The following is a 16,756-nucleotide window of genomic DNA, read 5'->3' on the forward strand; positions in this document are numbered from 1 at the left end:
TCATATATCATAATATTCTACTATTATGTAGCACGCTTCATGAACATAGCCCTATTATTTCCTATAACTGTACATATACTATAATTATGTTACTTTAACTCTACAAATTTGGAATTTATCTTTTGCTTAAACTTCTTCCCAGACAATAAACACCAACCAGCATTTCTCCCACAGATAACCCCAAAAGTAATCCAGCAAAAAAATCTTTTATATCAGAACCACCAATACTATGAGAAACAGCCAAGGAAGCAATCCCCATTACAATTAGTAAAATCCCATACATAGTATTTTTTTGTTGCTCTAAATCTTGCGTCCTTTTTAACAGGTCCATAATCTGTTTCTCATCGTATATGCGTACACTATTTTCTTCAATTTCTTCTCCGTCAATTAGTTCTGCAACTGTTATTTCAAGCTCTTTGCATAGTTCTTGCACCACACTGTAATCAGGCATGCATTTTCCTGTTTCCCATTTTGAAACAGACTTATTTGATACGCCTATTTTTTCTGCAAGTTGCTCCTGTGTCATATTGTGTTCTTTTCTCTTTTGTGCAATAAATTTGCCTATAGATAATTGGTTCATATTTAACACTCCTTTGTTTTTGATACTAAAATCTTACTTGCAAAGTATCAAAAGGTCTATCCCTTATTATGCGAATATAGGTGGAATCCTTATAACTTGTGGTTTTCTAACATCCAAGACTCGAAAAAATCTTCAGTTTTTCCTTGTTGATGATGTGCGTCAAATTAGAATTTAACGCCTATAAAGTTTTCCAATATCTTCTTGTTATTATTTTCTGTCCATCTATAAGGTTCTCTACTTTATCTTGGAGTACCATATCATTCTTTTCCATTATTTTGGCAGAAACAGGGTTATCATCATCACAAGTGATTAGAACTTTTGAAATATCCATTTTCTTTGCTCTTTCTAACGCCAGTTTAAGCATAAAAGTTCCATAGCCTTTATTCCATTCAGAATAGCGAATACCATACCCTATATGACCACCATATCGTAGTAGTGCATCCGTGAGATTATGTCTAATGCTGATTTCGCCTATAAAGAAGTCTTTCTCATCATCAACCAACCAAAAATAATTCGCACCAACCCTATTGGGTTGCAGATTACGCTCATTTTTGTAATTATTGTATTTTACAAATATATCATAGGACCTTGCATCATCAAATGCATATGTTGTGACGTGGTTATCCTCATATTCGTCATATGCTTCAATATATGATTTCAAGTACTTTTCATTTGGTTCTGTAAGTATAATCATAACTATCCCCCCAGTAAATTTACTATTTACATTTACTCAACCTTAAATTGAAATTTGTTGTTCTTCGTATTATGCTCACAATATAAATTTATTCCATGGCAAATTCTGCCGTTAGAATTGCATGTTCTGGTAATCCAATCGCTATAGTTTTTATATCTTTTGCTGTTAAGCTTCCATATCCGTTTTTCTTACTGATGAAATTCCAGTCATATTTTACAAACATACTATAACATTTCCTCCTGCTCACAGCATCATTACTATTTTTCTTAACATCTAAATTCTTATTACATATGAAGTAAGTGAAATGTACTTTTTTTCTAAAACACTTTTAACGTAATGCCAGCCGACGGTAATAATAAATTCTGTAAAAACAACTATATCTGCATCTTGATTCATCACTTCACCAGCAACAAATATGGGTATAGAATAATTATTGAAGTCAGTAGCACCATGAATGTTCCATTCTAGTATTTTTACGCTATTACCTTCTGACATACAATTCACCTCCATGTACTATCTTCATAAGAGTTTCATTTCCTTCATCAAAAAAGAATATAATGTCACTTAATTACAGCCGTTAGTAATTCTTATTCTTTCAATATTATAATTTTCGTATTACATATGTAATAAAATCTTCCACTATATTATCATCAATTTGGTTTAAAACTTTATTTTTTAAAAGTAATGATAAGATTAGCAAACAAATAAAAATATTGATATATACATCTTTTAGGTCAAATGTAAAAAAAACATTTACTAATATGTAATCTAAACTACCGTTCCAAAAGATTTTATCAATTAATGAACATATAGCACCAGAAAATATAAAAGCATACATAATATTAATAATCTTGTTAGTTCCAAATTGATTATTTAGATATTGATAAAACAGACATATTAATATACTCATAATTGCTACTATTGAAATATGTATCCATTTACCGATACCTAATTGTAACATAGAATTAAACCATGAATAGTCCCTATTGAACATAGGCTCAAAATATAGCAAAGGAGGCAATATACGAAATTTTTCGTCAAAAAAATTGTTGTTAATTACTATTTTAATAGCCTGATCTATTGTTACTAAAATAATCACTGCTAGATATGTCTTTTTATTTTGAATTTTCAAATTTATTCTGCACCACCTTATATAAATATTTTTCCTATGATTTTACAAATTTGTACATATCACATTTATTTGTTATTTACCTTATAACATCCCGATAAATCATATCCACTATTTCATTTAAACTTAATTCCTTGTGTATAAGTATCTCAGGAATAATGCCTAATAAATCTTTTTCATTCCACCATTTTCTCATTTCTTTTTCTCCAAATTCATGAGCATTAGGTTTTTGTTTATGACGATTTAATGTTTCTTCAAAAGGTATATCAAAGTAACATGCAAAAATTTGATTACCAAATTCATTAAGTAAATTTTCAAATAGTTTTCTATACCACCCTGAATTTAAAATGCCTTCTAAAATTACAATACTGCAATGTTTTTTACCATATAGTACAAGTTCATTTAATAATTGACTTGCTTCTGTATCAGGTCCATCTTTCACAAATAGCATTTCTCTTCTAACAACATCTTGCGAAACTAACATTGTACCATGCCCAAATTTCTTTTGTAATGCTCTACCTGTTGTGGTTTTACCGCTTCCCGAATTACCTCTTAGTATTATTAACTTTATATCTTTATCCATTGATTATGTCTCCCCCCAACCATATAAATACTATCTTGACCTTTATGTTTAAGAAATATTAGAACTTATCAACGCTACCATACTCTAAAATAGCCTTTATTCTTCTCACTCCTGCAGCTGCACTCTCCTCTTTTATAATCTTAAAATGTCCTAACTTTGACGTATTTTCAACATGAGGTCCTCCGCATATTTCCTTACTAAAATCTCCTATAGAATACACCTTAACTACATTACCATATTTTTCTGTAAATACCCCTGTAGCATTGTTCTCCTTTGCCTCTTCAACGGACATTTCTTCACATATAACAGGTAATGAGCTTTTAATAATTGTATTTACTAATTCTTCTACCTTATGAATCTCTTCCGTAGTCATTTTCTGATTATGAGAAAAGTCAAATCTTAATCTTTCCTTAGTAATGTTGCTTCCTCTTTGTATAACATGGTCTCCTAGCACAAGCTGTAGTGCCCTATGCAAAATATGAGTAGCGGTATGAAGAGCAGTGGTTTCTTCTGTATTGTCTGCCAACCCTCCTTTAAATTTCTGAGCAGCACCTTGTCTAGATAGTTCTTGATGCCCCTTAAATAGTCTTTCAAACTCTCCCATATCTATCTGCATTCCCTTTTCTTCAGCTAACTCTGCAATAATTTCAGGAGGAAATCCAAAAGTATCGTATAAATTAAAAACAGTTTTTCCATCGATAAGTGTCATATTATTAGCTTTGCACTTCTCTACAGTTTTATTAAATTTCTTTTCACCATTTTCTAAAGTACTTATAAATCTATCTTTTTCTTCTAAAATATTTTTTAAAATAAATTCTTTATGAACTACTAATTCTTCGTATAAATCTTTGAGGTTTTCTATAGTTGCCCAAACCAAGGTTTCTAAATATTTTGGACTCATACCTATTTTTCTCATGTGTCTTACTGTACGTCTAATAAGTCTTCTAAGAACATACCCTTGATCTACATTCCCAGGAACAATGCCATCAGCTAGTATAAGACATGAAGCTCTTACATGATCTGCAATAATTCTAACACTGTTTTCATTTGGCTTTACAGCAATAGAAAGAATTTCATTTATTACAGAAGAAAATAACTCTGTTTCATATACACTATCTTTATTCTCCATTATTGCTGTCATTCGTTCTAACCCAAGACCAGTGTCTACATTCTTGTTTTTTAGAGCAGAAAAGGTACCATCTTCATTCTTGTTATACTGCATAAATACATTGTTCCATATCTCCCAATACTTACCGCAATCGCAAGCAGGGCCACACCCCTCGGAACATTTAGGCTTCAAGCTATCATAAAAAATTTCTGTATCTGGACCACAAGGTCCTGTAACGCCAGCTGGTCCCCACCAATTATGTTTTTTATCACAATAATATATATTTTCTTTCTTGATGCCTAGGCTCTCCCATACACTTGCAGATTCCTCATCCCTTGGTACATCCTCATCTCCAGCGAATACTGTAACTGCTAATCTATTTACATCAAGATTAAGATGGTTTACCAGAAAATCGTAGCTCATCTTAATTGACTCCTCCTTAAAATAATCACCTAAAGACCAATTACCTAGCATTTCTAAGAAAGTTACATGTACATCATCACCTACTTCATCAATATCATCTGTTCTTAAACATTTTTGATAGTCAACTAGTCTTGTACCCATTGGATGCGGTTCCCCTAACAAAAATGGAACTAATGGATGCATCCCAGCGGTAGTAAATAAAACACTTGAATCATTCTCAGGAACCAATGATGCTCCCTTAATTACCTGATGATTATTTTTCTCGAAAAACTCAATGAATTTTCTTCTTATTTCTAATGCCTTCATTAAAAATCCCTCCTACATTATAATTAAAAATAAAAGAACCACTAAATAAAAAAACTCCTTCATCCCGAAAAGGGACGAAAGAGATATTATCCGTGGTACCACCCTAATTAGCATATTAATGCTCACTCTACCAGTACTATCATACTGTGCCCTTATAACGTAAGGAAACGTCTTACTCTACTAATACTATAAAAGCTATAGTAATGTTCAAGCAGAAGCTCAAGAGCTGCGTTCAATATAGACATCTGTTAGATTTTCACCATCCTCTAACTCTCTGAAAAAATCCCTATACCTACTCTTCTCTTTCATTGCTTTTAAATTATTACATTTAATAATACACAATATCCAGAAAAATTTCAAGTATTATTTTTAAATTAACCACTTTCACTCAAATAGCTAACTTCTATCATCGTTATTACTCCCTCATAAATTATCTAGAGAAATTATTAATTTATTAAATGAAAAGGCTATGTTTAAGTAAAATGTTGATAATTGAGAGAACAATGCAAAAGTCCTTATTATCAATGGCTTTCGCTATATATTATATAATTTTAATCAAATCCAATACATAGAAATAGTAACTACTACACAAATTAGTAATTTGGCAAGTTGTTATTTATCAATTATGCTTGAAGCTAGATTTGAAATCCAGTGTGGAATAATTGCTCCATATAATGAATTTGTTTTCATAAAAATAAAAATTCCAAAAAGAGTTAAGGAAAGCAGCCCGTCTTTTATGGTATACAGTTTTAAATTACTGCTATAAGATTTATCATTTTGAAAAATACTCTTCATTGCAATTTTATCCTCCACTACAAGTTATTATAATCTTATACTAAAAATTACTCACCCTTTTAATTATATCACACTTTGAAAATACAGCATTTTTTATGCTACGCTTTTTTATTAATAAAAATAGCTTTAACCAAATAAACCCAATGCCTAAAGCTAAAAACCTCATTTACTATAGGTACGCTTCACCCTTTATAATCCTAAATTGCATATAAGATTATTAAATCAGTTTTCTAACAAAATTATAAACTTCCTCATCTTCAGCTTGTGATATCTTTACATGTTCCAAAGTTACACCTTCAATAGAAAAATTCAAAAGATCCTTTAGTTTATTATAATATAAATCCCTGTCTAATCTAATTTTGCTGAAAATAATTTTTTGAGCACAGGGCTTGCTATTTGCATCTGAAGGAAGCATAAGCATAGCTAGTCCTCCCGTGTATTTATTTTTATTTACATTAGGCTTAATCATATTTATATAGGCAGTACCATCATTAGCACTTTGCAAATTAAAAAATAGAAGTTTCTCCGAAGTACTGTAATTGCCTTTAAAGTACTTAACAATTTCACCATCAGAGAGAATTTTAAATATTACGTCATCATTACAAATATCAACAATTCCTTCGTGTATAGCTCCTTCCCTAGCTATATTGGTAACTAAAAAATAAACATAATATTTTTCTTCGAATATATTCATCTTAATTTCTTGATTATTTTCTAAAATTTCAATATCTAGTGCTGTTAATGTACTTCCAATAAGTTTATCTATACTTATATTATATACCTCACAAATATATATTAAAGTTTCTATGGATGGAAAAGCTTCTCCTGACTTATATTTAGAAAGTAGATCTTCTGAAACACCTATTTTCTTAGCAAGATTCTTTTGTGTTGATTCTAGGCTAATAAACTTTTTTAGATTATATATAAACGTCTTAGCGGTCTTTTCATATATATTATTTTTTAAACCCTTTACAACATTGATGTCAACGGACATACTGCCCTCATTGTTTTTTACATATTCCAATTGATTTTTTACCTTCTCACTTATTTCTTTAAGTTCATATAATTCCTTCTTCAAACCTATCCCTCTCTCTATAGTATTTAATCTTATTTAGCATACTCGCTTATTCTTAAGCATTTATTCCTAGTTATTTATTTCTAATTATTCATCCTTAGTTATTAATTCTTATTCACTTCTTCATAATTTTTTATAACCCCAAAAATAAGTTCCCCACCTAATTATAATATAGTTATAATCAAGTTACTTGAATTATATTCAACTTAATATTTTATACTTTTCAATTAGATTTGATATTTATATATAGTTATTGTAATAAGTTAATTACTATATTACCATAATCATGAAGTTATAAAAACATCTTTAAATTCTAAAAAATTAGGAGGATATCAATGCATAAAATTTACGGAAAAACTTTTGATAAAAATAAGATTAAAACATAGAAATTACAACATAATTAAAAATTTAATTGATATTAAAAATATATTAAATTAGAAAGGATTTTTATGATTACTATTATTTTTGCTATATTATTAAGCTTTTTGATATGTTCAATCACTGGATTGATTCTCATTCCATTATTTAATAAATTCAAATTGGGGCAAAACATAAAAAAAGAAGCCCCCGAAAGTCATAATAAGAAAACTGGCACACCTACATTTGGTGGTATTATATTTATTTTTTCATCAATAATTACAACGCTCATTTTTATAGAGAACTGTAACAAAGAAATTCTACTTGTTTTATCCGCTTTTTTAGCTTTTGGATTCATAGGTTTCATTGATGATTTTTTAAAGAAAAGGCATAAAAAGAACGAAGGATTAACTCAAATTGAAAAAATGGTATTATTACTTTTTGTTTCAACGCTCTTTGCCTTTTATTCATATTACAATTCTTCAATTGGTTCATTAATTATAATTCCTTTTACTAAAAAATCATTTGATTTAGGAATACTCTACATACCATTTATTATTTTTTATTATGTTTCAACAACCAATGCAGTAAATCTAACTGATGGCATAGATGGCCTTGCTACATCAATAACACTGCTTATAATAACATTTTTTATTTTCATAAGTTTTAATATGGGTTATTACTCATTATCAATATTTTGCGGGTGTGTGGCAGGCTCTTTACTCGGATTTCTAAAGTATAATTCTTATCCAGCTAAAATAATTATGGGTGATACTGGCTCTTTAGCTCTTGGGGGTGTTGTTGCAGCAGTGGCCATGATACTTAAAAACCCACTTATCCTTATTATCGTTGGAGGTATATATGTTATTGAAACACTTTCAGTAATAATTCAGATAACATCCTTTAAATTATTAAAAAAACGTGTTTTTAAGATGGCACCCATCCATCACTCATTTGAACTATGTGGATGGCATGAGACTAAAATAGTTTTAATATTTTCAATTATAACAACAATTTTATGCCTTATTGGATTTTTATCATTTTAATTAATATTATCTTCATGGAATGAAGATAAAAAAATAGTAGCCTAAATCATGGAAAATGAATAGGCTACTATTTTTATAATTATTTATCTATTCACTTTCATAAATAAATTTCTAAGTGCGTATCTACCGTTATCCCCCACTTTCATAGAATATGGGAGTATTACGGTAGATAGCCCTCGTATAAACTCCTTTTTATCTCTACCAAATAGCTCCCTCTTATAATTAAAAAGTATGCTATTTGTATAATTAGGAAGCTTCCCATTACAAGAAATGCTGCAGTATTTATTTCCATTCCAAAGGTATTTTTTAATGCTTCTAATGCAAAAAGTGAATGTATTACTGCAACAATATAAGGAAATAAAAATAACACCCCTATATCAATAGTTGACACCTTTTTTATTTCTTTAAAGGTCAATCCTATTTTATTCAACTGCTCATACTTCACCTTATCTTGTTGAACATCCATATAGTATTTGTTATATAAGAAACTTCCTGTAGTTACAAAGAAAATTATGCCTATAAATATAGTTAAGAACATTACCACTCCATATCCAATTTTATGTGCTTCTAATATATCAGCTTTCATTAAAATAACATGCTCCTCATTATACTTATCTTCCTTAAATCTCTCATTGTAACTTTTACAGATGGCTAAAGTTTCCTTATAATCTTTCACTTGAAATGCTGAAAATGAAACAGTGGAACCTTTAATTTTATTATATTCATCATCTTTTACTATATACAAGTCATCATATAATGCAGGAATAACTCTCTCATTTAGTTTTGAAACAATTTTTATATTCATATTATCTACAAGCACATGCTCTTTCTTCTCCTTAAGTAATATCGTACCTGCTATTGCCTCATTACTTTTTATATCTATGGTTTTCTGCTCAGAAGCTCTAGCTAATCTACCATAAGTACTTTCACTAATTATATTTATAGGTGAAATACTTTCCTTAGGTAATACGGACTTAATTTCTCCTTGAACTTTGGTATAATTACATTTTTCTTTATTTAAAGAATCTTCTATAAAACCCACTCTTTCATAATCTTCTTTATGTGAGGCATAAAAAAATGCTTGAGGAAAGTTTTTATCAACTTCATACTCCTTATTTATCCAAAAGGCAGATACTCCTCCAATGGATGTAAAGGCTACAGCAGAAGTTATTGTGATTAAAAACAACATTCTCGTATTGTCCTTTATTCTATATAAAAGGTTTGAAATCCATAATACAGTTACTTTATTCATATAGAATTCCCTATTCTTTTTTAAAAGTTTTATGATAAAAACACTAAATTGTGAAAATAACAAATATGTTGCAATGACAACTACCGCTGTTACAGGTATAATTCTATTAGTTATACTATTCACAGTTGATGTAATAGAAAAATAATAACCTCCAATCAATAATGCTGCACATACTAGTGAAAGAATAGATGAAGTCTTTGGCTCACTTTTTGGCTTTTGGGTTCCCTTAAGTAAATTTAAAACTTTATCTTCTTTTATAATAGATGCCGCAAAAATTGAAATTAAAATTCCCATCAAAACAAATGCTATTAAAGTTATTATCATTGCTTTAACTGGAAAATAAAATTTCAAAGCATTGTAGCCCAATAGCTTTCCACTAGCAACTAAAAATATTTTCGAAAAAATAAGCCCTAATATAACTCCAAATATTCCAGATACAGAACTAATTAATACATTTTCAATTCCAATGATTTTTTTAATTTGTTTATTTGAAGTTCCTAAAATATATTACATTATTCTAAAAGCAAAATGTGAACAATAATCAATTATATTAAATATTCCAGCTATTAATTTGTTTAACATACATCCATTTAGCAAATAGATAATATATTGTTTGTAGGACTAAATATATTCCAACAATAAATGCAAAATACTTAATATGCAAAAGCCCCACAGATTTTACTGCAAAAGCCGCATGAAGAGTTGCAACCGTAAGCGGTAAGAAAAACATTATAAGGCTTTGAATACTAACTATTTTTTTTATTTCTTCTTGTGTGACACCTATCTTTTTTAATCCTATAAAATCTTGTTTATCTTTCTGAATTTCATTAAACATTTTAAAATATAATATACTTCCTGTTGCAATGAAAAATATCATTGCAATAAATGTTCCTATAAATAAAAGCATAGATAACACTTTCATCATTGATGCTGCACCTAACACTCTCTCAGTAAAGAAACTCTCTTTACCTTTTGTAACTGAATTTTTTATTTCTTTTACTGCATTAGAAGCTTTTAAATTATGCTTAATGTTGTATCCATAATAAGTGCACTTACTATTAGATGAAACTTCGTTCCACAATTTTCTAAAATCATCATTACTGACCACTATAGTACTAGTATTTTTCTCATCTGCATTTATAATTCCACCTTTTATATTACCTAATATATTAAAGTTGCTTATAGAACCTTCAATGTTTAAATTTAAAATTTTCTGATGCTTAAAAGGAAGCTCTGTTTTTTGATTAGCTATATTGCTAGTTAAATCATAAGTATATATTGCTACTTGTCTATTTTTTAAATCTAAAGATTTCTTATTATAATGTTTTGCAAGTTCGTTAAAACTCTCCTCTGACATTATGTTAAAATCAGTTTTATTTATTTTTATACCATAAGTACTTTTCTTATTTTCTACTACCTTATCATTATTTTTCGCTTTTATTAATTCTACTTTGTTTTTATATTTTATATCAAATTTATGCTTATTTAATATATCTTCAACTTTACCCTTAGGTATAACTTTATAGGAGTTTACGCCCTGCTCTATAATTCCTATATCTTGTGGACAATTTTCTTCCATTGAAGATAAACTAATCTTTTGTAGTGAATAAACTGATATAGCTGATGCAAGAGTAATTCCACTAAGTATTGATGTAATAAATAATACTTTTGCATTATCTTTTAATTTATATATAATTTGAGATAAGGTTATTAGATTTATACCTTTATAATAAACTTTTTTTGTATTTTGTAGTTTATTTGCAAAATACACGCTAAATTGTGAAAACAAAAGTTTGGTTCCTATTATTACAACTATAAGTATTGGAATCATTGTAGCTACAATAGCTGTTTTAGAAAGTACGCCTACAATATATCCAGATACAATAAGTATTATTGCTAGTGCTGCTTTTATTTTAGAGAACCTTGGTGTAGTCTTAGGTATTCTTTCACCTTTTAGTAATTCTGCAATATTATTATTTTTTATTTTGAAACTTGTAATAAAGCTTATAACATTAAGAAGTATAAAAAAGCTTACTATTGTTATTTTTACAGCTTTACTTGATACTGAAAATGGAATTTCTGCGTTTAAATCTAAAATTGCAGACACAGCTAAAAAGAATAATTTTGAAAATAGAATTCCAAAGAACAGCCCTGTAATAATAGAAGCAATGGAAATTATTATATTCTCAAACATAACATATCGTCTTATTTGGCTTTTGGTCAATCCAAACATCGATAAAAGTCCGAACTCTTTTTCTCTAGACTTTAAAAAGCTTGTTATTGAATAATTTGAAAATATAAAAGTAAAAATTACTATTACAAATTCACACAAATACATCAACCGACTAGATACAGTGGCAATAGTCGCATCACCAATATTTCCACTACTCACACCTTTATTATATATAAAATTGGCAAATATAAAAAATATAGTTACAACTATTACATTACTTAAATAATACATAACATACTTATTTAAATTTCCCTTAATATTTTTAATAGCTATATTGTTAATTTTCATTTATTATGTTTAGCAAGAGTGTGAGATAATCACCATGCTCTTACTAAATTCCCCCTTTCTTACTATTCACTTTTAGCATCTAAAGTTATTTTTATTTTGCATTAAAAGCTCTTCTACATTTTGTAGTTGTCTGCCCTGCTTCCTAAAAGCGAAAGAGAATCCATGATTTCTTTGAAAAATGCTTGTCTATTTCCTCCATTTACAATTTCTAAAAAATATTTTCCATCCTTAATCATAATTATTCTTTTGCAAAAACTTGCGGAAAAAGGATCATGAGTAACCATCATTATAGTAGCTTCTTTTTTATTATTGAGATTTGTCAAAGTTTCCATAACATCCTGTGAAGACTTAGAATCCAGATTTCCTGTAGGCTCATCCGCAAGAATTATAGAAGGATTATGAATAAGTGCTCTAGCGCAAGCTGCTCTTTGTTGCTGACCTCCTGAAATTTCATATGGTTTTTTATTTAAAATATCTTTAATATTTAAAAGCCTTGCAATATCTTCCACTCTATTTTCTATTTCCCTTACATTAACTTTTTCTAATACAAGTGGTAATATTATATTTTCCTTAATAGATAAAGAATCTAGAAGATTAAAATCTTGAAATATAAAACCTAATTCTTTTCTTCTAAATAAAGCAATATTTTTTTCATCTAATTTTGTAGGATTTGTTCCATTTATAAAAAGTTCTCCTGATGTAGGACTATCTATCGTTGCCATTATATTTAATAACGTGGTTTTACCACTACCAGATGGTCCCATTACCCCAAGAAATTCACCTTTTTCAATTTCCAAACTAAATTTATCTAATGCCTTAAAGGTCATCCCACCTTTTTTTCCACCATATATCTTTGTTATATTTTCAACTTTTAAAATTGACATAATAAAAACCTCCTGCTTTGTATCTTCTTTTGGACTATGATTTTATTATAAAAAAAATAGAGAAATCTTAGTATCGATTTCTCTTTCATTTTGAGTATTAACATTACAATTTTGAAAGGTTACAATTTAAATATATTTTTTCCTTTATAAAAAACAATATAAAATTTTGTTCCTTGTCCTTCTTCTGATTCAACGTATAATTCATTTCCAAGCTCAGTGCAAATACATTTTGATAAATACATGCCCATGCCTGTAGATTCAGAGCTCTTTCTGCCATTTTTACCTGTAAAGAAAATATTAAATACTCTTCCTAAGTCTTCTTTTGGTATACCAATGCCATTGTCTTCAATGGTTATAACTACTTTTTCCATCTCTTCTTTTATTCTAAAGTTTATGGTTTTTTTATGTTTTTCTGCTGCAATTGTATATTTTATTGCATTGATAACAATTTGATTTATAACAAAATATATCCACTTTTTATCTGTTTGAACAATTGTAGATTGACCTATTATTTCAGGAAATATTTTATTCTTAATAAGTAATTTTTTATTATCATTTATTACTTTTCTTAAAATCAATAATATATCTATATCTTGCACATTAAAATCATGGTTAAATTCATTTATCCTTGCATTATATAACATGATATTAAGCCCTTGTGATATTTTTTCATTTTCCTCGCCAATACTGTCAAAAACCACCTTATATCCGCATGCATTTTGTTCCTGAAGTATTAGATTAATTACAGATACAGGTGTCTTCATTTGATGCACCCATTGATTTATAAAATTTGAATAATTCTTTTGGAGTTCTTCATATTTATAAACTTTACCTTCATATGATTTATGTAATTTTTTCAATAAATCTTTAAAAAGTTTTTGCTCTATGCTTCTAGCTTCTCCTACATTTATAATGTCATCTACAATATTTTCAGAGCTTAGTGCTTTATAGAGACTTTTGTAAAATTTTCTCACTCTGGTATATTCATATAACAAAAATATAATAAGTATCACTATGGAAATAAAATATGCATACAATATATTTATTATGGGGAAATCTGTTATCTTTATAAATAAGGTCAAATGCATTATTAAAATAACTAAAGATATACTTATGAAATAAACTATTACATAAGCTATTCTATCTTTTAAAAAATCCATAAATTTCATTTTAGTCACCCACTCTTTACTCTACCAATTGTTAGTAAGCATATATCCTTGACCACGTTTTGTCTCTATAGCATTAGTAATCCCTACTTCCTCTAGCCTCTTTCTAAGTCGTGTAACATTTACAGAAAGAGTATTATCGTCAATAAAATCAGTATCACTCCAAAGAATCTCCAGCAAAGTATCTCTTGAAACAATCTTATTTATGTTTTTCACAAAATGCAATAAAAGAGAAAACTCATTTTTACTAAGTTGAGTTTTTTTGCCTTTATATTCTAAAAGATTCTTATCTGTATGTAATATAAAATCACCAATTTTTAAAAAATCCATATGATTTTTAGCATAGCTGCCATATACTCTTCTCAACACACCTTTTATCTTTGCCAATAGCACATCGTAAGAAAATGGTTTTGTTATAAACTCATCTCCTCCATTATTTATTGCCATTACTTGATCCATATCCGAATCTCTAGCTGATATAAACACTATTGGTACTTTAGAATCAACTCTTATTTCACTACACCAATAAAAACCATCAAAAAAAGGAAGGTTTATATCCATCAAAACAAGATGCGGCTTATACTCCAAAAATTCATCTTTTATATTTGAAAAATCTTTAACTAGAAATGCTTTATATCCATATCGCTCTAAGTGATTTTTTATAAGTTCAGCCATTTTCTTATCATCTTCTATAATCATAATACTATACAAAATTACCACAACCTTTAAATATTTATATATACTTATTTTACAATACTTAATTTATTAACTAAAGTAGTTTCCGTTTAATTTCCATTTACACTAACAAACTTATAAAATTGCTTTTATCATTTATCCTAAGATAACATATCTTATCCAGTAATATTATAACTCTTCACCAAAAAAACTAAATAACATATACTATATTACCTAAACATTATAAATTTTCAATATGAAAACAACTTTAATATATTATTATGATTATCCCACAAAAAGCATTACATTACCTGAATTATGAAATTTCTCTGGAATGACTTGCATAAGAAGCGAAGGAACTGTTTAAATTTAATTTTAGAAATTCTTCTTTTAGACAGATAAAATTATCGTAAGCCTTAAAAGGACGCCAGGCTAGCGAACCTGAGGCAGGACGCTGAATGTGAGCGTTAGATAATTTTATATGGCTAAAAGATTAGAATTTCTTAAATTAAATTTATTGTTCCGAGCTCTTATACAAGTCATGGAGGAGAAATTTCATAATTCCATCACATTATACCTTATTGTGGTTTAATCATTATTATTTATTTTATAAAAAGCAAAATCCAAAAGGGGGATATAGCAATGCCAAGCGATATAATACTACCAAAAGAATATGAAATAGAAGGCACCATCAGTGATAATGGAAAGATTTTAAAAGGAGATGGTTTTTCAGTTAGCCATCCTTATTTAGGAGTATATGTGGTTAAATTCGACCATCCTTTCTTCTATCAAGCGCCTGAAATCACCATAGAAGCATCTGGACTAACACAAGGTGCAACAGCAATGGTAATTGATAAAAACTTAAACGCCTTTAAATACTTTACCCTTCAAATAGAACCATATGATATGTATTTACAGGATTTAGAAATAAATTTTTCAGCTAAGGGTCTTAAGAATTAAACTTAAGATACTGTAATATGTATATTAATTTTGAATTTTAAATAACTATAAACACTTAATTCTATTTTAATAAAAATAAATTAAATAAGATTATAATATAACTGAAAGGAGATTATGATCATGGAAAAATTACGAGAAAATAGCAAAGTTAGAGAAATAGATGGCTCTATAGCTTCTGATGGAAGAATTCTAAAGGGAGATGGTTTTACAGTTACCCATGAACACCCTGGAGTTTATATTGTTAAATTCGATACTCCTTTCTATTTTTCACCACCAAGTATAGAAAGAATGGAAATAATAAACCCTTTTATTGAACCTTATGGTTATAAAGTAAAAATAATTGGTTCAGTAACTACAACCCACTTCAAATACTTCACCTATGAAATAAAAGATCATGATTTAATTATGAAAGATATTGACCTTAATTATTTTTATGCTTGGGGCTATAAGGAACCTGAACCATAAAGTACTCTACCGTAAAAACTACTCACCCTATTATCATAGAGCATGAGTAGTTCTTATTTTCTTCTATTTATTTAATAAAACCTCATTCAAATTAAATGATTTCTATTTTTTCTCTTTTATCTTTCATTTATATATATATATTATATAATAAATATATTAAGATAATATACTTTAGGAGGCTTTGTTTTTTTATGAATAATAAACTGACAGAAGAAAATATAAAAAAATTAAGAGAAGAATTAGAATATAGAATGACTGTAAAAAGGGCTGAAATTGCAAAAGAAAAATTAGAAGCTGCTGCCCATGGTGATAGGTCTGAAAATGCAGAGTACAAAGAAGCTTGTGCAAACTATAGAGAAAATGATAATAGAATTCAATATTTAATGACCATGATTTCTACAGCAACTGTAATAGATGATGAAAATGTAGATAAATCAATATTAGGAGTTAATAGTAGAGCTAGAATCAAATTCATAGATGATGATTTTGAAGATGTTATAACATTAGTAACTACTATGGATTTAGATCCTGAAAATATGCACATAAGTATAGAATCAGACTTAGGAAAAGCTCTCTCCGGTAAAAAAGCTGGAGATGTAGTTGAAGTTAACGCTCCAGGAGAAAAATATTCAGTAGAAGTATTGGAAATATTGTAATTTGTTGATATATGAGTCCAGTAGGCACAACAATTAAGTTTGCCACTGGATTCTTTTTTAATCTTTTGTATATGTTTTATG

At 28.4% G+C, this 16,756-nt stretch carries 18 protein-coding genes and 1 other annotated feature; of the genes, 4 read left to right on the plus strand and 14 right to left on the minus strand.

Going from position 1 to position 16,756, the window contains the following annotated elements; all coding sequences use genetic code 11:
- Positions 1-115 precede the first annotated feature (115 nt).
- The 9 genes from CC89_RS10320 to CC89_RS10355 all read right to left on the minus strand — a co-directional run bounded on the left by CC89_RS10320 (position 116) and on the right by CC89_RS10355 (position 6,696).
- Entirely contained in the window at positions 116-580 is a 465-nt protein-coding gene (locus CC89_RS10320; RefSeq protein ID WP_035291893.1) for a helix-turn-helix domain-containing protein, read from the minus strand.
- A 178-nt stretch (positions 581-758) separates the two neighbouring features.
- Entirely contained in the window at positions 759-1,274 is a 516-nt protein-coding gene (locus CC89_RS10325; protein ID WP_051931710.1) for a GNAT family N-acetyltransferase, read from the minus strand.
- 88 nt (positions 1,275-1,362) lie between these two features.
- The gene (locus CC89_RS20520) at positions 1,363-1,521 is read right to left on the minus strand and encodes a hypothetical protein (protein ID WP_185750735.1); all 159 of its coding nucleotides are present in this window, start codon (positions 1,519-1,521) and stop codon (positions 1,363-1,365) included.
- A gap of 26 nt (positions 1,522-1,547) precedes the next feature.
- Positions 1,548-1,769, minus strand: a complete 222-nt coding sequence (locus CC89_RS10330) for a hypothetical protein (RefSeq protein ID WP_035291894.1) — start codon at positions 1,767-1,769, stop codon at positions 1,548-1,550.
- 106 nt (positions 1,770-1,875) lie between these two features.
- Entirely contained in the window at positions 1,876-2,406 is a 531-nt protein-coding gene (locus CC89_RS10335; RefSeq protein ID WP_185750736.1) for a signal peptidase II, read from the minus strand.
- Between the two features lie 76 nt (positions 2,407-2,482).
- Positions 2,483-2,986 carry a kinase gene (locus tag CC89_RS10340; RefSeq protein ID WP_035291895.1) on the minus strand — a complete coding sequence of 168 codons (504 nt, stop codon included), beginning with the start codon at positions 2,984-2,986 and terminating at the stop codon, positions 2,483-2,485.
- Between the two features lie 58 nt (positions 2,987-3,044).
- On the minus strand, positions 3,045-4,823 hold the full coding sequence (locus tag CC89_RS10345; protein WP_035291896.1) for an alanine--tRNA ligase: 1,779 nt from the start codon (positions 4,821-4,823) through the stop codon (positions 3,045-3,047).
- Between the two features lie 67 nt (positions 4,824-4,890).
- Positions 4,891-5,141 (minus strand) — a binding site (T-box leader).
- A gap of 294 nt (positions 5,142-5,435) precedes the next feature.
- Positions 5,436-5,618: a hypothetical protein gene (locus tag CC89_RS10350; protein WP_035291897.1), complete on the minus strand. Its 183-nt coding sequence runs from the start codon at positions 5,616-5,618 to the stop codon at positions 5,436-5,438.
- 217 nt (positions 5,619-5,835) lie between these two features.
- Positions 5,836-6,696 (minus strand): helix-turn-helix domain-containing protein, encoded by an 861-nt coding sequence (locus tag CC89_RS10355; RefSeq protein WP_035291899.1) that lies wholly within the window; start codon positions 6,694-6,696, stop codon positions 5,836-5,838.
- A gap of 446 nt (positions 6,697-7,142) precedes the next feature.
- Between CC89_RS10355 and mraY the strand changes: the two genes are divergently transcribed.
- Positions 7,143-8,096 (plus strand): phospho-N-acetylmuramoyl-pentapeptide-transferase, encoded by a 954-nt coding sequence (gene mraY / locus CC89_RS10360; protein WP_035291901.1) that lies wholly within the window; start codon positions 7,143-7,145, stop codon positions 8,094-8,096.
- A 160-nt stretch (positions 8,097-8,256) separates the two neighbouring features.
- On the opposite strand, the gene CC89_RS10365 is transcribed toward mraY, so the two are convergent.
- The 5 genes from CC89_RS10365 to CC89_RS10385 form a co-directional block, all read right to left on the minus strand.
- Positions 8,257-9,852, minus strand: a complete 1,596-nt coding sequence (locus CC89_RS10365) for an FtsX-like permease family protein (RefSeq protein ID WP_353601469.1) — start codon at positions 9,850-9,852, stop codon at positions 8,257-8,259.
- Positions 9,853-9,898: 46 nt separating this feature from the next.
- The gene (locus tag CC89_RS10370; protein ID WP_035291903.1) at positions 9,899-11,869 is read right to left on the minus strand and encodes an FtsX-like permease family protein; all 1,971 of its coding nucleotides are present in this window, start codon (positions 11,867-11,869) and stop codon (positions 9,899-9,901) included.
- Between the two features lie 113 nt (positions 11,870-11,982).
- Positions 11,983-12,753, minus strand: coding sequence for an ABC transporter ATP-binding protein (locus tag CC89_RS10375; RefSeq protein ID WP_035291906.1), 771 nt, complete (start codon positions 12,751-12,753; stop codon positions 11,983-11,985).
- Between the two features lie 119 nt (positions 12,754-12,872).
- Positions 12,873-13,922 (minus strand): sensor histidine kinase, encoded by a 1,050-nt coding sequence (locus CC89_RS10380; RefSeq protein WP_035291909.1) that lies wholly within the window; start codon positions 13,920-13,922, stop codon positions 12,873-12,875.
- A gap of 21 nt (positions 13,923-13,943) precedes the next feature.
- Positions 13,944-14,630 (minus strand): response regulator transcription factor, encoded by a 687-nt coding sequence (locus CC89_RS10385; protein ID WP_035291912.1) that lies wholly within the window; start codon positions 14,628-14,630, stop codon positions 13,944-13,946.
- A 606-nt stretch (positions 14,631-15,236) separates the two neighbouring features.
- Here CC89_RS10385 and CC89_RS10390 point away from each other — a divergent pair.
- From CC89_RS10390 to CC89_RS10400, 3 genes are all read left to right on the plus strand, one after another.
- Positions 15,237-15,554: a hypothetical protein gene (locus tag CC89_RS10390; protein ID WP_035291913.1), complete on the plus strand. Its 318-nt coding sequence runs from the start codon at positions 15,237-15,239 to the stop codon at positions 15,552-15,554.
- A gap of 120 nt (positions 15,555-15,674) precedes the next feature.
- On the plus strand, positions 15,675-16,019 hold the full coding sequence (locus CC89_RS10395) for a hypothetical protein (RefSeq protein ID WP_035291916.1): 345 nt from the start codon (positions 15,675-15,677) through the stop codon (positions 16,017-16,019).
- Positions 16,020-16,210: 191 nt separating this feature from the next.
- Positions 16,211-16,675, plus strand: a complete 465-nt coding sequence (locus CC89_RS10400) for a GreA/GreB family elongation factor (RefSeq protein WP_035291918.1) — start codon at positions 16,211-16,213, stop codon at positions 16,673-16,675.
- The last annotated feature ends 81 nt before the right edge of the window (positions 16,676-16,756 follow it).

Source organism: Clostridium sp. KNHs214 (assembly GCF_000744935.1).
Lineage (GTDB): Bacteria > Bacillota > Clostridia > Clostridiales > Clostridiaceae > Haloimpatiens.